This window comes from Rhizobium sp. No.120 (assembly GCF_054558365.1).
This window is the reverse complement of the sequence record NZ_BAAJNQ010000001.1, coordinates 483699-500581: the sequence shown is the minus strand read 5'-3', so window position 1 is coordinate 500581 and position 16883 is coordinate 483699. Positions and strand designations below refer to the sequence as shown.

Here is a 16883-nt window from a genome sequence, read left to right as displayed (position 1 = left end):
TCGAGCCTGGCGGCCGCCTCTTCCTGATTTCTCCCTCCCCCAAAAGAAAGGACTATCCATGACCAAATTGTTCGAACCGACGAAGCTTGGTGATATCTCCATCGCCAACCGCATCGTGATGGCACCGCTCACGCGCAACCGTTCGCCGAATGCCGTCCCGAACGAGCTGAACGTCAAATATTACGCCCAGCGCGCCACCGCCGGCCTGATCATTACCGAAGCAACGGCGATTACCCATCAGGGCCAAGGCTACGCCAACGTTCCCGGCCTCTATAGCAAGGAAGCGCTTGATGGTTGGAAGAAGGTGACGGACGCCGTGCATGCCAATGGCGGCAAGATCGTCGTGCAGATGTGGCATGTCGGCCGTATCTCCCATACGACTCTGCAGCCAAACGGCGGCAAGCCGGTCTCCTCGACCTCCAAGCGCGCTGAAAATTCCAAAACCTACCTCGTTAATAGCGACGGCACCGGCAGTTTTGCCGATGTTTCCGAACCCCGCGCCTTGGAAACATCGGAAATCCCGGGCATCGTCGAAGATTATCGCAAGGCCGCCCGCGCTGCGATCGATGCCGGTTTCGACGGCGTCGAGATCCATGGGGCCAACGGCTATCTGATCGACCAGTTCCTTCGCGGCGATATCAATGACCGCACAGACCAGTACGGCGGTTCGGTTGAAAACCGCACCCGCTTCCTGTTCGAAGTGGTCGATGCCGTCACCAAGGAAGTGGGCGCTGGCCGCACGGCAATCCGCATCTCGCCGGTTACGCCCTCTGGCGATGCCAGCGATCCCGCCCCGCAGCAGCTCTTCACTAAGGTCGTCGAAGGCCTGGCGAAATATGGCCTTGCCTACATCCACGTCGTCGAAGGCCAGACGGGTGGCAAGCGCGACTTCCTGCCATTCGACTACGACGCGCTGCACGCGGCCTACGAGGCTGCAGGTGGCGCGGGCGGCTGGATGGTCAACAATGCCTATACTCGCGAGATGGCGATCGAGGCCATTGAGAGCGGCAAGGCTGATGTCGTTGCCTTCGGCAAGCCGTTCATTTCGAATCCGGATCTTGTCCGTCGCCTGAAAGAAAATGCGCCGCTCGCCCAATGGGATCAGGCAACGCTCTATGGCGGCGGCGCCAAGGGTTACGCCGACTATCCGGCGCTGGACGAAGCGGCTTAAAATTCCTGACGGACCGGCCTCGTCACCGGTGGCAAGGCTGGCATGGAGCTAACGATGAGCCCCGCACAGAGATGTTGCGGGGCTTTTCACTTACCGCCGCTGCCATTGCCCTGGCTGAACTGAATGCCTGATTGGAGCAGCTCAAGCTGCCGGCAAACAGCCGATGGAGGCAAGACTTGCCCTTACCGCCTCATCAATCGGCGTATGCGGTTCTTCGCCAAGAACAGCCACCAGCTTGTCGTTCCGCATTTCCAACGGCACATCCCAGAGATAGCTCATCTCGCGCAGTTCACGCATGAATGTCACGAAGGGAGAGGCTAGCGGAACCATCCACCAGGGAAACGATTTCACCTTTACCTTGCGTCCAATGACGCGCTGCACGGCTTCGATCATCTGTCTGCCGTCTCCATCCCAATGACCACGCATATGATAGACGGCGAAGGCCGGCAGCTCATCGCCCTTCTCGATCAACCGGATCATGGTCTCGGCAACATCGGGCAGATAGGCCCATTGATGGCCGACACCGCGTCTGCCCGGATAAGTCATCGAAGTGATCGCCTTGCCCGGTGCCACCATAGCCTGAGAGAACCAGCTATTGGCACGAGATCCACCAAAGAAATCGCCAGCGCGAACGATGATGACCGGGCTATCGCCCTGCTCTGCCGCCGTTCTCAGACGCCGCTCCATCTGCACGCGGATAGCGCCTTTGCGAGTCTTCGGCCGTTGCGCGCTATCCTCGGTCACATTCGGGAAAACATCGGGACCGAAATTATAAACGGTGCCGGGCAGCACAATCCGCGCACCGACCGCCTTGGCGGCGGCAATGGTGTTGTCGAGCATCGGCAGGACCACCTTGCCCCAATTACGATAGCCGGGCGGGTTGACGGCATGCACGATAATATCGGCGCCTTGCGCCGCCTTCAGAACATCATCCGCCTGCATCGCATCGCCCTGGAACCAGTCGAACTCCGGCTGGCGGCGGGCCGCCTCGGGCGCATTGCGGTTCAGCGCCCGAATGCGCCAGCCGCGAAGGGCAAGCCTTTCCGCGACAGCACCGCCTATGCCGCCGGTCGCGCCGAGTATCAGGGCCGTCTTGTTGCTTTGCTTATTGTCGCTCATCGCCATCTCCATCGGTTTCGATGGGCTGACTATGCTTAGTATCGATGATAAACGAAATTGCCGAAAAATCTGCAGATGCTATACAAAAATATATGACTCGAGCCGCTGAACCAAGCTGGGATTTCTATCGCACCTTTCTCGCCGTGCTGGAGCACGGCTCGCTATCCGCCGCTGCCCGCGAACTCGGCCTGACACAGCCGACTGTGGGGCGTCATATCCTCGCATTGGAGCAATCGGTCGGTGCAGAACTGTTCACGCGTTCGCAGCAGGGGCTGTTGCCGACCGACACTGCCCTCGTTCTGAAACCCTATGCCGAGACATTGGCCAGCACGACCGCGGCTTTGCTGCGCGCAGCCTCCGGCTCAAAGGACAAGGTCAGCGGCACGGTGCGCATCAGCGCGAGCGAGGTCATCGGCGCCGAAGTGCTGCCACCGATCCTTGCCGCGCTGCAGGCTAGATATCCCGATCTGATCGTGGAGCTTTCGGCCTCCGATGAGGTGGAAGATCTGCTGCAGCGCGAGGCCGATATCGCCGTGCGCATGGTCGCGCCCGCGCAAGAAGCATTGCTCGCCCGGCACATCGGCATCATCTCTCTCGGCCTCTTCGCCCATCGCAGCTATATCGAGCGGCACGGCAAGCCCGAAACCGTCGGGGAATTGCGTCGGCATAAGCTCATCGGCTTCGATCGCCAGACTGCCTATATCCGCATGATGACGAAGCGTTATCCTGTGCTCGAAGGCATCTCCTTCAGTTTTCGCTCCGATCACACCATTGCTCTGCATAACGCCCTGCGCGCCGGCATCGGCATCGGCTTCCTTCAAATTCCCCTGGCAAACCGCGATCCAAACCTCGTGCAGCTGTTGCCGGAGATAGAGGTAGAGATCGACACCTGGATCGTCATGCATGAAAACCTGAAGACATCGCCACGCTGCCGCGTGACATTTGATGCGCTCGTTGCGGGTTTGCTGGATTACATCAAGGAAGACAATAGCAGTCGCCTATGCCGCCCTGAAACTGGAGCTGGCCGAACTCCATCGCTATGATGGCGATCGCTACGCTGCCGAAAGCGTCACTTCGTCGATGCAATCATAGAAAAGGCGTCAGACGAGCCGAAAGACTAAGCGCCAGGGGCAGTATCGACCGGCGGGAAATGCACCTGGCCGTCGATGACTTCCGTTTCCGGTCGGTCGCCGCCATCGGCATATTCCTCATGCCATTTGCCGCTCTCGTCCTGCCAGCTGATTTCGGCTGAATCTCCTCCGATCTGCTGTTCCGCTGCCACGATCCTGGCGGCCTCCACCGCCTCGGAATGTGTTGGAAACGCTTCCGAATAAACATCACGGAAGCGGTAAGCCCATCCACCGTCATGCGGCACGATTTCATAAACGACCTTGACCATTCAAATCCTCCTTCTCATCTGCCAAGACCTTCGAACCGGACGTTGCCGGCGGGATCGCGTGCATCTGAGACGGATTCGAGGATGCCGCGGTGTTGTGGTTGGGCAGACCTATCCGCGCAGTATTCCATTAAACCGCGCTAACTGCAAATTTCGCCCTCTTTCTCGCGAGCTTGATGTGCGAACACCTTGCTTTAGAGTGCAACCGTGAATCGGCGCAAAGGTGGGAAAGTGATCATAGCGAAGTGGTTTAAGCAGGAACGAAATCTGCTGGTGGCATTGATAGTTGCCGTTGTCGCCTATGTTGGCGAGCATCCAATTTTGGAAATGGGACAAACGGCATCAATGATCGCCGCTGCGGCGTTGATCGCAACGATTGTGCTGGCCTCCATGCGCATTGCCCATCACGCCGAGACCCTTGCCGTCAAGGTCGGCGATCCCTACGGCACGATGATCCTTACTCTTTCGGCCGTTGCCGTCGAGGTCATCATCCTTGCGATCATGATGAGCGGCGAGAGTTCGCCGACGCTGGTGCGAGACACCATCTACGCCGCCGTCATGCTCGATATCAACGGCATCCTCGGCCTTGCCGCCCTTCTCGGCGGCCTGAAACATGGCGAACAGCCCTACAACGACGATTCCAGCCGAACCTATGGCGTGATGATCCTGACCGCCATGGGCATTTCGATGATCGTGCCGGAATTCATTCCCGATGCGAAATGGCACTATTATTCGGCCTTCACCATCGTCGCGATGATCGCGCTTTACGCGCTGTTCCTGCGCATGCAGGTCGGCCGGCACAGCTATTTCTTCAGCTACAGCTATCCGCGCACGGAAAAGAAGATCGCTGCGGCCGAGGCTGAAGAGCATCACGAAGAGGAATCCACGACAACTTCGATCGTCACGATCCTGGTCGGCGTCGTCCTAATCGGTATGTTGGCCGAATTCATGTCGGCCTTCATGGATACCGGCCTAAAGGGCACGGGCGCACCGCCCGCCATCGCCGCAATCGTCGTTGCGGCCATCTCGGCTGCACCGGAAATTCTAACCGCTCTGCGGGCAGCGCTCAGAAACCGCATGCAGGCGACGGTCAACATCGCCTTAGGCGCCTCGCTTTCGACGGTTATCCTGACTGTACCTGTCATGGAGGCGATCGCGCTCTACACAGGCCAGCCCTTCATGATGGCCATGTCGCCGGTACAGACGGTCATGGTGATGATCACGCTGATCGTCGCCGCCATCAACCTCAATGATGGCGAAACCAACGCCATCGAAGGCATGACCCATTTCATTCTTTTCGCCACCTTCATCATGCTGACGGCACTCGGCCTTTGATTCCGATTTCAAGGACTTACACCGATACGCGGATTCAAATTGCGAAGCGCTTGAATCATTTGATGAAGCCGAAACCGCCAACCTGAATACGAAAAAGCCCGCCATCTCTGGCGGGCTTTCCATGTAAGCTATCGTAGAGCGCTTACTTGCAGGCGGCGCAGAAACGCTGGATGCGGCGGCAAGCTTCCTCGAGCAGCTCTTCCGAGGTCGCGTAGGAGATGCGAAAGTTCGGGCCGAGGCCGAAAGCCGAGCCGTGCACGACGGCAACGCCTTCCGACTCCAGCAGCTCGGAGACGAAATCCTCATCCGTCTCGATGACCTTGCCGGTCGGAGCCGTCTTGCCGATCAAACCGGCGCAGGACGGATAGACATAGAAAGCGCCCTCCGGAACCGGGCAGGAAATGCCCTTCGCCTGGTTCAGCATCGACACCACGAGATCGCGGCGACCTTCGAAGATCTTCTTGTTGCGCGGGATGAAGTCCTGCGTGCCATTCAGCGCTTCGACGGCAGCCCACTGGGCGATCGAGGTTGCACCCGAGGTCTGCTGACCCTGGATCATGTCCATGGCCTTGATGAGCTGCAGCGGGCCGGCAGCATAGCCGATACGCCAGCCGGTCATCGCATAGGCTTTCGACACGCCGTTCATGGTCAGCGTGCGGTCATAGAGGCTCGGCTCGACTTCGACCGGCGTGGCGAACTTGAAGTCGCCATAAGTCAGGTGCTCGTACATGTCGTCGGTCAGGATCCAGACATGCGGATGCTTGACCAGCACGTCCGTCAGCGCCTTCAGCTCAGCATGCGAATAGGCAGCGCCTGACGGGTTGGACGGTGAGTTGAACATGAACCATTTGGTCTTCGGCGTGATCGCCTTTTCGAGGTCAGCCGGCTGAAGCTTGAAGTTGTTGGCCTGCGTCGTGGCTACGAAAACCGGTGTACCGCCGCACAGCGACACCATTTCCGGATAGGAAACCCAGTAAGGCGTCGGGATGATGACTTCATCGCCCGGGTTCAACGTCGCCATGAAGGCATTGAACAGGATCTGTTTGCCGCCGGTGCCGACGATCGTCTGCTCCCAGGTGTAATCGAGATTATTCTCGCGCTTGAACTTGGCGGCGATTGCCTTGCGCAGTTCCGGGATGCCGGAAATCGGCGTGTACTTCGTTTCGCCGCGGTTGATCGCATCGATCGCGGCTGCCTTGATATTATCGGGCGTATCGAAATCCGGTTCACCGGCGCCGAGGCCGATCACGTCGCGTCCTTTTGCTTTCAGCTCGCGCGCTTTCTGAGAAACGGCGATGGTGGCAGAAGGCTTTACACGGGAAAGAGCGTCGGCAAGAAAGGCCATAGTGATCGGTCCTATTCGGTTGAAAATGGCAGAAAGCCTGTGGACCAGATTTCTGCGCTAAGCTCTATGTCGAATATGGGCCAACGTTTCAAGCACAAAGGCGTCACAGTGGCTTTATTTCATGGCTTTCCGCACTCTGCGCAAGCTTTTCTTATCCGGCTAGAAGCCCGGCCGAGCGCGCATTCGCCGGTTTCGCCCGAGCCGTACGGATCGTAGCCAGATAGCGCCAATCGCTCCGAACTTGAATCATTACGCGAAGCGCCTGAATCAGCTTATGAAGATGGCGGAAATTTCTGATTAATATCAAATACTTCCATCGGCACCAGCCTCCCAGGAGACAGACTGAATGCCTCTCGCGTGCAAAACGTCTTCCTCGCTAGCAAGCGTGAATGAGCCGAAAAGCATCCATCAGTCAAAAGCGAGAACACAAAGACGTTATCGGCTCCGCTGTCAGCCTTGAATGGCAACCGAATGGTCCCACCTTGCAAACGCAAGGCTACTGGGAGGTCAGACAGATGCGTGACGCAAAAACGGAATCAGACGGAAACCGATTTGCGATCGCCTTGATGGTCTGTGCCCTGCTGACAGCAACATCGGTGTTTGCCGAACCTGTACAGACCATCGAGACACAAAAGGTCGACGTCAAGGTCGAGACGATCGCGGCCGGGCTGGAACATCCCTGGGCGGTTGTCGTACTGCCCGATGGTGCCTATCTCGTGACCGAACGGCCAGGCCGCATGCGGCTCATCCGTGATGGCAAGATTTCCGCTCCAATCTCAGGCGTCCCCAAGGTTTACGCGCAGGGTCAGGGGGGCTTGCTGGATGTGGAACTCGATCCGAAATTCTCCGGCAACCGCACCCTTTATTTCACCGCCTCGGTGGCAGGCGACGGCGGAAGCGGTACGGCCGTATTCCGCGCCAGACTATCGCCGGACGAAACTCGGCTGACGGATGTGAAGCGCATCTTCCTGATGAACAAGCTCTCGCGCGGCAATATTCAGTACGGCTCGCGCATCGCGATCGCTCGCGACGGCAGCCTCTTCGTCAGCCTTGGCGACCGTGGCCAACAGGACCGTGCACAGGACTTCCACGACGATGCCGGCTCCATCATCCATATCGAAGCCGACGGCAGCATTCCCGCCGACAATCCATTCAAGGACGGCAAGCGCGCTTTGCCCGAAATCTGGTCGAAGGGTCACCGCAATCCACAAGGCATCACCTTCGACAGCGAGACGAACAGGCTCTACACAGCCGAGCACGGCGCCCGGGGCGGTGATGAGATCAATACGCCGGAAGCCGGTAAGAACTACGGCTGGCCGGTCATCTCCTATGGCGTCAATTATGACGGCACGAAGATCGGGATCGGAACGGCAAAGGCGGGCATGGAGCAGCCCCGCTTCTATTGGGACCCTTCGATCGCGCCGGGCGCTATTGCCGTCTATCGCGGCAAGATGTTTCCCGAATGGAATGGCGATTTCCTGGTCACGGCACTGAAGTTCGAGTTGCTCTCACGGCTGAGCGAGCATCAAGGCGAGATCACCGAACAGGAACGCATGTTTGAGGGAAGATTCGGTCGCATGCGCGACATACAGGTCGCCCCCGATGGTGCGTTGCTGATAACGACCGATGAAAGCGACGGAGCGCTTCTGAGGATTTCGAGAGCAGAAAGCTAGCACGAAGCATTCCGCTTCTGGCGCCTTTCAGCCTTGCCGCAAGCAAAAGCAGCTGCTAACGGTCGCCTCACTCCTTTTCCCTTCCGTAGGATACACATGTCTCGCATGCAGGCGAATTTATTGTTGTTGGTTGCCGCCGCGATCTGGGGTGGCGGCTTCGTCGCGCAATCGACAGCCATGAAGTCCATCGGCCCCTTCTGGTTCATCGGCCTCAGATTCGCCGTCGCCACTGTGGTCGTCCTGCCCTTTGTGCGGATGGAAAACAGAAAGGCTGCGAAACCGCTGACGCCACGTAACTGGCTGTCCTTTCTACTGATCGGCCTCGCTCTCTTCGGCGGAGCGGCTACACAACAACTAGGCCTCCTGACGACGACGGTGACGAATTCCAGCTTCATCACCGGCCTTTACGTGGTCTTCGTGCCGCTGATCGCCGTTATCTTCCTGCGCCGCACGCCGCACTGGATCATCTGGCCTGCGGCATTGATGGCGCTCTGCGGCATTTACCTGCTCTCCGGCGGCTCCTTCTCGCGCCTTACCATTGGCGATTTCCTGACCGTCATCTGCGCCCTCTTCTGGGCTGCGCAAATCACACTTGCGGGTTCCGCCGTGAACGAAACCGGCCGGCCGCTCGGCATTTCCGCCATGCAATTTGCCGTCACCGCCATCCTCTCTCTTACCGTCGCAATGGCAATCGAGCCGATCGGCATCGCCGATATACGTGCCGCATTCGGCGAAATCCTCTATGTCGGCATCTTTTCCTCCGGCCTGGCTTTCGCCTTGCAGATCATTGGCCAGCGTTACACGACGGCGCCCCAGGCAGCGATCTTCCTGTCGTCGGAAGCATTGTTCGGCGCCTCGCTCGGCGCTTTGCTGCTCGGCGAAACCATTGGCCCACTTGGCTATGCCGGTTGCGCCTTGATGTTTGCAGCAATGCTCGCCGTGGAATTGGTGCCGGAATTGACGCGCCGGCGCGACGCTACAGCGTAAAAAACGCCGGAAATGCGCGCTTTCAGTCGCTTGTTGCGATGAGTTGGCAAAATTTTTCGAATGATCGAAAATAGCCGTTCAGCCCAGCAGATATGGGGAAATTTCGTCAAAACTATATCGCGAGCGATGCAAAACCCTTAGAAACTTGTTTCGAAGTGGGAAAATTTGCGAATCGCCTTAACATATTCGCATTACTGTATTGTGCCGGTTGTACCGCGTTAAAAAACTTTTGCTTGCCAATTTCCCCTAAACACAGCACTCTCCACAGTGTTCGGGCATTTTTAGAGCATGGGAAGTCCTAATAGAATTGCGAGCCGGAAACGCTAATATTCCGGTCAGCTTGGTCGAGAAGCGGGGTGGCAAACATCGCATCACGACCATGCCGAGTTACGGGGACCTTTTCCTTCAAATTTCGAGAACTGCCTGCAAGCGCCCGCAAGGGCAACTGAAGTAATGCTGCCCGTGTGGATGGTGGGCAGAGAGAAAAGGACCTGAGGCATGGCCGAGACTGGCACTGTAAAGTTTTTCAATACCGATAAGGGCTTCGGTTTCATCAAACCGGACAAGGGTGGCGCAGACATCTTTGTACACATTTCTGCAGTTCAGGCTTCTGGCCTGGCAGGATTGTCGGAAAACCAGAAGGTAAGCTTCGACACGGAACCGGATCGCCGCGGCAAGGGGCCGAAGGCCGTCAATCTGCAGATTGCTGGCTGAGACGCCTTACGGCTATCAAATTCGAGTTGAGGCCCGGCAGCAATGCCGGGTTTTGTCATTCAGTCTGCATTCACTTTGCCACGTATAGTTTGCCCTCCATGAAAGAGCGGGAATGACTTGCCCGCCTCGGTTAGAGGATAGGCCAATGACCATACTTGGCAAAACGCTCGTCATGTCCGCCGTCACCGCGGCATTGACGGTCACTTCCATGAGCGCTGCTTCCGCCGGTGAATATTGGCGCCATCACAACCGCGAGGGTTGGGCGTTCGGCGCTGCCGGGCTTGCAACCGGCCTGATCGTCGGCTCCGCCATCGCCAGCCAGCCGCGCTACGTGGAGCCCGGCCCGGCCTATGTCGATCCGGACTACGATGCCCCTCCCCCGGCCTATTACTATCGCCCGCCGCCGCGCCGTGTTTATGTCGAGCGTGAGGTTAGCTACGACGCGCCGCCGCCGGCATATGGCCTGCGTCCCTGGTCGCAGGCATGGATGCGTTATTGTTACGACCGTTACAGAAGCTTCGACAGCCGCTCCGGCACCTATGTCGGCTATGACGGCATGCGCCATTTCTGCACGGCCAATTGATTTCAAACCCATACGCCGAATGAGAATGCGAGGAAGGCGCCGCTTTCGAGGGGCGCCTGATTCATACGGAATATATCCTGTCAGGAAGCGTTCGTGTTTCCGCAGGATCTTGTGGCCACATTATCGCGCTCGAAGCTCTCATCCAGACCCTCTGTGATAATATCTTGCCGTTATCACGTCGGCATTTTCACGCGTTACCATCATTTTGGCTGCGTAAGGAAGATTTCAAGGGACTGAGAATGGGCATCACGAACTGTTTGATCGAAGGCGTTTCAGGAACCGACAAGACCTCTGTCGCCACCGAACTGCAGCGGCGCGGCTACCATGTCATCCACGGCGATCGGGAGTTGGCCTATCAGGGCGATCCGGAAACGGGTGAACCGCTGGATGCCGCCTCCCTTCACGAACACATTGCTGATGTAGCATTCGGGCATAGACATCACCTTTGGGATGTCGGCAAGGTCAAATCCCTGGTCACCGATCAAAGCCATCCGATCTCCTTCTTCTGCGGCGGCTCCAGGAATTTCCATCGCTTTATTGATTTGTTCGATAGGGTCTTCGTTCTCAACGTCGATCTGGACACACTAAACCGCCGGCTTGCCGCCAGACCGGAAGATGAGTTTGGTGGCAAGCCTGCCGAGCGAGAGATCATCCTGCGATTGCACGCGACGCAGGAGGACATTCCGAAGAACGCAATAAGCATCGATGCGACAGCGTCCCTCGCCGGCGTTGTCGACGATATTCTTTCCAGATGCCACGAAAATGCAGGGCAAAAGGTCCGCTAGTTACGCTTCGTCTATAGTCCGCGCAGGAACGGATTGGTGCGACGCTCGTCGCCGATCTTGCTCCCCGGCCCGTGACCGCAGATAAAACCGACCTCATCACCCAGCGGGAAGACCTTGTCGCGGATCGATTCCAAAAGCTGTTGGTGATTGCCGCCGGGCAGATCGGTTCTGCCGATCGAGCCGTTGAACAGCACGTCTCCGAGATGGGCAAAGCCCTGCTTCCGGTTGAAATAAATGACGTGGCCCGGTGCATGGCCAGGGCAATGGAAAACCTCGAACTCATGTTCGCCGAAGGAGACCTTGTCACCCTCCTTGAGGAAGCGGTCCGGCGTGACGTTGCGTACGCCGCTGATGTTGAACATCTTGCCCTTGGCTTCGATATCCTCGAGCAGGAAGCGATCATCCTCATGCGGGCCGATCACATCGATACCGAGCTTTTCGCGCACCTCGTCGGCACCGCCGGCATGATCGATATGGCCATGGGTCAGCCAGATGGCCTTCAAGGTGATGCCGTTCTCGCGCACCGTCTGCAGGATGATATCGACATCGCCGCCGGGATCGACCACCACGCCCTCCTTCGTCTCCGGATCGAACAGGATGGTGCAGTTCTGTTCGAAAGGGGTCACCGGAATGATGCCGGCCTGGAGCATGCCCATGGAGCGCCTCGTCTGTTTGATCGTCTTGTCGCCGGTATAGCGGCAAATTCCCGGCAAAACAGCCCCTGCCAACTGCAAAGTGGCGCGGGCAACGAAGACCGTCCTGACGAAATTTGGGAATGGCACGTGATTTCATATGCTTGTTCTTATTTTCGACCGATCGTCAGATGCTCTCGTGCAGCCAATCGGAACACCGAAGCATCCGAAGCGTTGAAGAGAAGTCTTTCAAGACAGAAGGAGAAAACCAATGTCCTTGAAAAGAAATCTGTTGCTGACCGGCTTTGTCCTTCTCGGCAGTGCGGGTCTCGCCCAGGCCGAGATGGCCGCAACAACCGCCACCGATATCGAAGTTCGTTCCGGGCCTGGAGCGGAATTCCCAACAGTCGGCGTCGCCACACGAGGATCTGAAGCCACTCTGGATGGCTGCGTCGAGGGCAGCCGCTGGTGCCGGGTCGATGTCAACGGCATGCGGGGCTGGGTCTATGCGCAATATCTAAGCGTGGAACAGAATGGCACCTCGGTCGTCGTTCAGGACCACCGGGATGACCTGGGCATTCCTACCATTACCTATGAACAGACAGACCCAGTCCAGACGGGCAGCGTACAGCGCGTTCAGCCGAGTCCGAATGATCAATTATTGGGTCCAGTCGATGAAAACGGCACAGATGTGGTTGCCGTCACGCCGCCTGAGGAAGTTCGGACCTATATTGATGACAATCCGGTCGATACGGTGCAGTTGCGCGGAGATTTGTCAGTCGGCGCCACCGTCCCGCAAAGCGTGGAGGTGCACCGCATTCCGGATTATCAATATAGCTACGTCGAGGTGAACCATCAGCCGGTGCTGGTCGATCCCGGCACGCGCAGGATCGTCTACGTCTACCGCTGATTCGCCCTGCGGCACCTCACCGGATGACGAATTTGGCATGCGGCTATCGAGCCGCATGCCCAAACAGCAGATTTCCCCTGAATAATTGCAGATTTCTCCCGTCGGGGTTGCCCTTCTATTTCCAGCGATCCGTGCATGATGTAATCCTAATATCAGTAGGGATTATCGCCGCTGCCTGGCATCGATCCGGGCTGCCGCGACAGGGCATCCGGAAGCGTCTCCGGAATTATGGGAGAAGGGCAGTCATGGAAAGTCTAGGGCCTATCATTACGCAATTGATTGCCGGTGCGATCGGTGGCAACGCTGCGAGCGCCGTTTTGAAACAGGACGGGATCAATCTCGTCGCGAGAACGATCGCCGGGGCAGTCGGCGGCCTTGGGGGCGGCTTGATCCTGAACCTCATCGGCAGCGAGGCTCTTACCGGCCTTATCGCGCAGGGCATATCCTCGTTGGTTGCCGGCGGCGTACTCTCCGCGATTGTCGGTGCGGTTCTTGGCCGCAAGTCGTAAATAATGGGATCGCACAGGCCGGGCCCGGCAATGACCCGGCTTGTGCAGATCAATGGGCAATTCTAATTGCGAACAGGCCGCCGCCGTGCTTCGAGCGGAGCGGAGCGAAAGAATATGCCATCTCCATGGTTTTCGCGGCCTTTGCCGATCGCATATGCGCGGGAATTCCCAGCCCTACGCGCTCTCTCGTCTCCACCTGTCCCGGACGATCCGCCACTTCGCCGTGCAGTCGATCGCTGCGTCTCAGCGCCGATGGCAGCAAGCGAAAATACAGGATATGTTGGCGTTTTCGTGGGGCCGCGCTTAATTTCCTAATGAAGCAGCGCCATTCGAGCCGCATGGCATTGTGCGAAGCCGGATGGCAACGTAAAAATGCGTCAACAGGCCTGACGTATTTTTTCGGAAGTTTCCCGAATGCTCCATAATAGGAAAGGAAATGCCAGGGTGCCACGACAGATGAGCCAGAATGCGGCAAAGACGGAGCTGCTGGCAACGCCGCTGCAGAATGCGGGAAGCATTGATTTCGAGATCATTGAGCTGCTTTTCTTCGCTTACCGCGATTTCGTTTCCGATCCAGACCAGATTCTGCTCAAGAGCGGCTTCGGCCGGGCCCATCATCGCGTCGTCCATTTTGTTAACCGCGAACCCGGCATGACCGTTGCGGACCTTCTGGAAACATTGCAGATCACAAAACAGAGTTTGGCGCGGGTTCTCAAACAATTGATCGATTCGGGTTATATTCGCCAAGTCGCAGGTCCGGAGGATCGACGGCAGCGCAAGCTGTACCCGACGCAAGCCGGCAGAGACTTGGCGCTGGCGCTGGCCGAGCCGCAATCGCGCCGCATTGAAAGGGCATTCGAAGGCGCGTCGGAAGCGACGCGCGAAAGCGTGAAGCGTTTCCTGAGAGGAATGCAGACTGAAAAATGACGACACTCCAGCCCGCGGGGCCGGGATGGAATGCGTCAATGTAACCGACGGGTAGGACAGGATCGAGATTGATCGAATGACGACAAAAGCAGCAATTTCGGACGACGCAGCACATCTTCTGGTGGTGGACGACGATACCCGTATCCGCGCGCTCCTCAACCGGTACCTGATGGAGAAGGGCTTCCGCGTCACGGCTGCTGCCGATGGCGCCGAAGCGCGCCGCAAGCTGGAAGGGCTCGATTTCGATCTCATCATCATGGACGTGATGATGCCCGGCGAATCCGGTATTGCACTGACGTCGAGCCTGCGCGCCATCAAGAATATTCCCATCATCATGCTGACGGCACTGGCCGAAGCCGATTCCCGCATAGCCGGCCTCGAGGCCGGGGCGGACGACTATCTGCCGAAACCCTTCGACCCGCGCGAGTTGGTGCTGCGCATCAACAATATTCTGCGTCGCAATGCGCCCGCCGATGCTCCGAAGATCGAACTCGTGATGTTCGGGCCCTATACGTTTTCGCTCACCCGCAAAGAGCTCAAGAAGGCGGCCGAACTCATTCGCCTCACCGACCGCGAGCAGGAAATCATGCTGCTCTTTGCCAAGCGCGCCGGCGAGACGATCCCGCGCCATGAACTCATCGGCAGCGATGCCGAAGTGGGAGAGCGGACGATCGACGTGCAGATCAACCGGCTGCGCCGCAAGATTGAAGATGACCCTGCCAACCCTATCTGGCTGCAGACGGTGCGTGGTATCGGCTATCGCCTGAGCATAGACTGAAATCGGCCCGCGGGACCAGATTATGGTGACATTCGATTCCATCAGACGCGACCAGGATCACACGCCATCCAACGGATTGCGGTGGCTTTCGCGCTGGATGCGTCGCTATATTCTGCCGACTGGCCTCTATGCCCGGTCATTGCTGATCTTCATCCTGCCGATGATCATCCTGCAAGCTGTTGTCACCGTCGTCTTCATGGAGCGCCACTGGCAGATGGTGACACAGCGCCTGTCGATGGCGACCACGCGCGACATCGCCGCGATCATCAGCATTATCCAGACCTATCCACAGGATGCCGACTATACCGCCATCACCCAAATGGCGCGCCAGAAGCTCGATCTTGCGATTTCGATCGAACCGGGTGGCGAACTGCCGCGGCCCGGCGAAAAACCGTTCTTCTCGATCCTGGATGGCATTCTGAGCGATGAGATCCGCGATCAGATCAACCTGCCCTTCTGGATTGACACGGTCGGCAATTCCAGCCTGGTCGAGATTCGCATCAAATTGCCCGACAAGGTGCTGCGGGTCTTCGCCAAACGCAGTCAGACCTATGCGTCGAACACCCATATCTTCATCCTTTGGATGGTTGGCACCTCGCTGGTACTGATCGGCATCGCCGTCCTATTTCTGCGAGGCCAGATCCGCCCGATCCTGGCGCTTGCGCAGGCCGCCGAAAGCTTCGGCAAAGGACAGCGGCTGGAAAACTATTCCCCTCGGGGCGCCGACGAAATACGCCGCGCAGGCCTTGCCTTCATCCTAATGCGCGAACGTATCGAGCGGCAGATCGAGCAGCGCACGGCGATGCTCTCCGGCGTCAGCCATGATCTGCGCACCGTTCTTACCCGCTTCAAGCTGCAGCTCGCCCTTGTCGGCGACAATCCGGATCTTGCCGGTCTCAGTGAAGATGTGGAGGACATGCAAAGCATGCTCGAGGGCTACATGGCCTTCGCACGCGGCGAGGCGGAAGAAGATGTTGGGCAGTTCAAGCTCAGCGATATCCTCGAAAAGATCCAGCAGGACTTCGCCCTCCATGGCAAATCCATGAGCTTCTCCATCGAAGGCGACGATCAGATCTCCGTCCGGCCGAATGCCTTTACCCGCCTGGTGACCAATCTTGCCACCAATGCCCGGCGCTATGCCAACAGCCTTCGCATCGAAGCAAGGCACAGCGCCAAATGGCTGACGATTGTCTTCGATGATGATGGCCCCGGTATCCCGGTCGCGGCGCGAGACGACGTCTTCAAACCCTTCTTCCGGCTGGATTCGGCGCGCAATCTCGATAAGTCGGGCACCGGCCTTGGTCTTGCCATCGCACGCGACATTGCCCGCAGCCATGGCGGCAACGTCACGCTCGGCGACAGCCCGCTGGGAGGCTTGCGTGCCACCATCCGCATTCCTGCCTGAGGGAGAGAGCATATGCCGATCGATATCGATGGTATGCACTGGTTGAACACGCCGCCGATGTGGGAAGTGAACCGGGAGCGCCTATTCGTTCAATCCGGCAACAAGACCGATTTCTGGCAAGAAACCTATTACGGCTTCCACCGCGACGACGGCCACTTCCTTGGAAGGTCCCGCCGCGGCGATTTCACCGCCGAAGTCACCTTCGTCGGGCATTATCGCGAGCTTTACGATCAGGCCGGCCTGATGGTGCGCCATGATGCCAGGCACTGGATGAAATGCGGGATCGAATATACCGACGGCGCCAGGCATTTCAGTGTCGTCGTCACCAATGGCAATTCCGATTGGTCCGCCTTCCGCCTCGATCACGAGTTCGATGCCATGTCGGCGCGGGTCACCCGCAACGGCGATGCCCTCTTCATCCAGTATCGCACCGACCGCATGAGCGAGTGGCGCATGGCAAGGCTTGCCTGGTTCGATCCGACGCTGGAGGAAGTATTGGTCGGCCCGGCTTTCTGCTCACCGCAACGCGAAGGCTTTGAAGCGGAATTCCTCGACTTCAGCCTGACCGATCCGGTGTCGCGGGATATTCACTGATCTCTGCCTTCTCCTCTTGA

General features: G+C 58.1%; 18 protein-coding genes. 14 read left to right on the top strand and 4 right to left on the bottom strand.

Annotation, left to right across the window (positions count from 1 at the left end; genetic code table 11):
• The first annotated feature begins 58 nt into the window (after nucleotides 1-58).
• On the top strand, nucleotides 59-1171 hold the full coding sequence (locus ACYJRZ_RS02510; RefSeq protein ID WP_459455763.1) for an alkene reductase: 1113 nt from the start codon (nucleotides 59-61) through the stop codon (nucleotides 1169-1171).
• Between the two features lie 141 nt (nucleotides 1172-1312).
• Here ACYJRZ_RS02510 and ACYJRZ_RS02505 read toward each other — a convergent pair whose 3' ends face one another.
• The gene (locus ACYJRZ_RS02505; RefSeq protein ID WP_459455761.1) at nucleotides 1313-2302 is read right to left on the bottom strand and encodes an SDR family oxidoreductase; all 990 of its coding nucleotides are present in this window, start codon (nucleotides 2300-2302) and stop codon (nucleotides 1313-1315) included.
• Nucleotides 2303-2382: 80 nt separating this feature from the next.
• Here ACYJRZ_RS02505 and ACYJRZ_RS02500 point away from each other — a divergent pair, with 80 nt between their 5' ends.
• The gene (locus tag ACYJRZ_RS02500) at nucleotides 2383-3333 is read left to right on the top strand and encodes a LysR family transcriptional regulator (protein WP_459455759.1); all 951 of its coding nucleotides are present in this window, start codon (nucleotides 2383-2385) and stop codon (nucleotides 3331-3333) included.
• A 74-nt stretch (nucleotides 3334-3407) separates the two neighbouring features.
• On the opposite strand, the gene ACYJRZ_RS02495 is transcribed toward ACYJRZ_RS02500, so the two are convergent.
• Nucleotides 3408-3689, bottom strand: coding sequence for a DUF2188 domain-containing protein (locus ACYJRZ_RS02495; protein WP_069612638.1), 282 nt, complete (start codon nucleotides 3687-3689; stop codon nucleotides 3408-3410).
• 228 nt (nucleotides 3690-3917) lie between these two features.
• Here ACYJRZ_RS02495 and ACYJRZ_RS02490 point away from each other — a divergent pair, with 228 nt between their 5' ends.
• Nucleotides 3918-5021: a calcium:cation antiporter gene (locus ACYJRZ_RS02490; RefSeq protein WP_459455756.1), complete on the top strand. Its 1104-nt coding sequence runs from the start codon at nucleotides 3918-3920 to the stop codon at nucleotides 5019-5021.
• 142 nt (nucleotides 5022-5163) lie between these two features.
• Here the strand turns inward: ACYJRZ_RS02490 and ACYJRZ_RS02485 are convergent, their stop codons facing one another.
• Complete coding sequence (locus ACYJRZ_RS02485) at nucleotides 5164-6366, bottom strand: pyridoxal phosphate-dependent aminotransferase (RefSeq protein WP_459455754.1); 1203 nt, start codon at nucleotides 6364-6366, stop codon at nucleotides 5164-5166.
• A gap of 515 nt (nucleotides 6367-6881) precedes the next feature.
• Between ACYJRZ_RS02485 and ACYJRZ_RS02480 the strand changes: the two genes are divergently transcribed.
• The 5 genes from ACYJRZ_RS02480 (at nucleotide 6882) to ACYJRZ_RS02460 (ending at nucleotide 11108) form a co-directional block, all read left to right on the top strand.
• Nucleotides 6882-8039, top strand: coding sequence for a PQQ-dependent sugar dehydrogenase (locus ACYJRZ_RS02480; protein ID WP_459455752.1), 1158 nt, complete (start codon nucleotides 6882-6884; stop codon nucleotides 8037-8039).
• A gap of 96 nt (nucleotides 8040-8135) precedes the next feature.
• Nucleotides 8136-9026 (top strand): DMT family transporter, encoded by an 891-nt coding sequence (locus ACYJRZ_RS02475; RefSeq protein ID WP_459455750.1) that lies wholly within the window; start codon nucleotides 8136-8138, stop codon nucleotides 9024-9026.
• A gap of 498 nt (nucleotides 9027-9524) precedes the next feature.
• A complete protein-coding gene (locus ACYJRZ_RS02470) occupies nucleotides 9525-9740 on the top strand; it encodes a cold-shock protein (protein WP_004116423.1) in 216 nt (71 codons plus the stop codon).
• Nucleotides 9741-9885: 145 nt separating this feature from the next.
• Nucleotides 9886-10323 (top strand): BA14K family protein, encoded by a 438-nt coding sequence (locus tag ACYJRZ_RS02465; RefSeq protein ID WP_459455746.1) that lies wholly within the window; start codon nucleotides 9886-9888, stop codon nucleotides 10321-10323.
• A gap of 239 nt (nucleotides 10324-10562) precedes the next feature.
• A complete protein-coding gene (locus ACYJRZ_RS02460) occupies nucleotides 10563-11108 on the top strand; it encodes a DEAD/DEAH box helicase family protein (RefSeq protein WP_459455744.1) in 546 nt (181 codons plus the stop codon).
• Nucleotides 11109-11119: 11 nt separating this feature from the next.
• On the opposite strand, the gene ACYJRZ_RS02455 is transcribed toward ACYJRZ_RS02460, so the two are convergent.
• Complete coding sequence (locus ACYJRZ_RS02455) at nucleotides 11120-11764, bottom strand: MBL fold metallo-hydrolase (RefSeq protein ID WP_459456910.1); 645 nt, start codon at nucleotides 11762-11764, stop codon at nucleotides 11120-11122.
• A 247-nt stretch (nucleotides 11765-12011) separates the two neighbouring features.
• On the opposite strand from ACYJRZ_RS02455, the gene ACYJRZ_RS02450 reads away from it, so the two are divergent.
• From ACYJRZ_RS02450 to ACYJRZ_RS02425, 6 genes are all read left to right on the top strand, one after another.
• Nucleotides 12012-12650 carry a DUF1236 domain-containing protein gene (locus tag ACYJRZ_RS02450; RefSeq protein WP_459455742.1) on the top strand — a complete coding sequence of 213 codons (639 nt, stop codon included), beginning with the start codon at nucleotides 12012-12014 and terminating at the stop codon, nucleotides 12648-12650.
• Nucleotides 12651-12895: 245 nt separating this feature from the next.
• Nucleotides 12896-13159: a hypothetical protein gene (locus ACYJRZ_RS02445; RefSeq protein ID WP_015340595.1), complete on the top strand. Its 264-nt coding sequence runs from the start codon at nucleotides 12896-12898 to the stop codon at nucleotides 13157-13159.
• A 456-nt stretch (nucleotides 13160-13615) separates the two neighbouring features.
• Nucleotides 13616-14086: a MarR family winged helix-turn-helix transcriptional regulator gene (locus ACYJRZ_RS02440; protein WP_459455740.1), complete on the top strand. Its 471-nt coding sequence runs from the start codon at nucleotides 13616-13618 to the stop codon at nucleotides 14084-14086.
• A gap of 76 nt (nucleotides 14087-14162) precedes the next feature.
• Nucleotides 14163-14864 carry a response regulator gene (locus ACYJRZ_RS02435; protein WP_459455738.1) on the top strand — a complete coding sequence of 234 codons (702 nt, stop codon included), beginning with the start codon at nucleotides 14163-14165 and terminating at the stop codon, nucleotides 14862-14864.
• A 22-nt stretch (nucleotides 14865-14886) separates the two neighbouring features.
• Nucleotides 14887-16269 carry an ATP-binding protein gene (locus tag ACYJRZ_RS02430; protein ID WP_459455736.1) on the top strand — a complete coding sequence of 461 codons (1383 nt, stop codon included), beginning with the start codon at nucleotides 14887-14889 and terminating at the stop codon, nucleotides 16267-16269.
• Nucleotides 16270-16281: 12 nt separating this feature from the next.
• Nucleotides 16282-16863, top strand: coding sequence for a DUF1349 domain-containing protein (locus ACYJRZ_RS02425; protein WP_459455734.1), 582 nt, complete (start codon nucleotides 16282-16284; stop codon nucleotides 16861-16863).
• The last annotated feature ends 20 nt before the right edge of the window (nucleotides 16864-16883 follow it).

What these genes read in the sequence shown, in the direction of transcription:
- ACYJRZ_RS02510 (WP_459455763.1), top strand. Translation starts at nt 59, where the DNA reads ATGACCAAATTGTTCGAACCGACGAAGCTTGGTGATATCTCCATCGCC.
- ACYJRZ_RS02505 (WP_459455761.1), bottom strand. Translation starts at nt 2,302, where the DNA reads ATGGAGATGGCGATGAGCGACAATAAGCAAAGCAACAAGACGGCCCTG.
- ACYJRZ_RS02500 (WP_459455759.1), top strand. Translation starts at nt 2,383, where the DNA reads ATGACTCGAGCCGCTGAACCAAGCTGGGATTTCTATCGCACCTTTCTC.
- ACYJRZ_RS02495 (WP_069612638.1), bottom strand. Translation starts at nt 3,689, where the DNA reads ATGGTCAAGGTCGTTTATGAAATCGTGCCGCATGACGGTGGATGGGCT.
- ACYJRZ_RS02485 (WP_459455754.1), bottom strand. Translation starts at nt 6,366, where the DNA reads ATGGCCTTTCTTGCCGACGCTCTTTCCCGTGTAAAGCCTTCTGCCACC.
- ACYJRZ_RS02480 (WP_459455752.1), top strand. Translation starts at nt 6,882, where the DNA reads ATGCGTGACGCAAAAACGGAATCAGACGGAAACCGATTTGCGATCGCC.
- ACYJRZ_RS02475 (WP_459455750.1), top strand. Translation starts at nt 8,136, where the DNA reads ATGTCTCGCATGCAGGCGAATTTATTGTTGTTGGTTGCCGCCGCGATC.
- ACYJRZ_RS02470 (WP_004116423.1), top strand. Translation starts at nt 9,525, where the DNA reads ATGGCCGAGACTGGCACTGTAAAGTTTTTCAATACCGATAAGGGCTTC.
- ACYJRZ_RS02465 (WP_459455746.1), top strand. Translation starts at nt 9,886, where the DNA reads ATGACCATACTTGGCAAAACGCTCGTCATGTCCGCCGTCACCGCGGCA.
- ACYJRZ_RS02460 (WP_459455744.1), top strand. Translation starts at nt 10,563, where the DNA reads ATGGGCATCACGAACTGTTTGATCGAAGGCGTTTCAGGAACCGACAAG.
- ACYJRZ_RS02455 (WP_459456910.1), bottom strand. Translation starts at nt 11,764, where the DNA reads ATGGGCATGCTCCAGGCCGGCATCATTCCGGTGACCCCTTTCGAACAG.
- ACYJRZ_RS02450 (WP_459455742.1), top strand. Translation starts at nt 12,012, where the DNA reads ATGTCCTTGAAAAGAAATCTGTTGCTGACCGGCTTTGTCCTTCTCGGC.
- ACYJRZ_RS02445 (WP_015340595.1), top strand. Translation starts at nt 12,896, where the DNA reads ATGGAAAGTCTAGGGCCTATCATTACGCAATTGATTGCCGGTGCGATC.
- ACYJRZ_RS02440 (WP_459455740.1), top strand. Translation starts at nt 13,616, where the DNA reads ATGAGCCAGAATGCGGCAAAGACGGAGCTGCTGGCAACGCCGCTGCAG.
- ACYJRZ_RS02435 (WP_459455738.1), top strand. Translation starts at nt 14,163, where the DNA reads ATGACGACAAAAGCAGCAATTTCGGACGACGCAGCACATCTTCTGGTG.
- ACYJRZ_RS02430 (WP_459455736.1), top strand. Translation starts at nt 14,887, where the DNA reads ATGGTGACATTCGATTCCATCAGACGCGACCAGGATCACACGCCATCC.
- ACYJRZ_RS02425 (WP_459455734.1), top strand. Translation starts at nt 16,282, where the DNA reads ATGCCGATCGATATCGATGGTATGCACTGGTTGAACACGCCGCCGATG.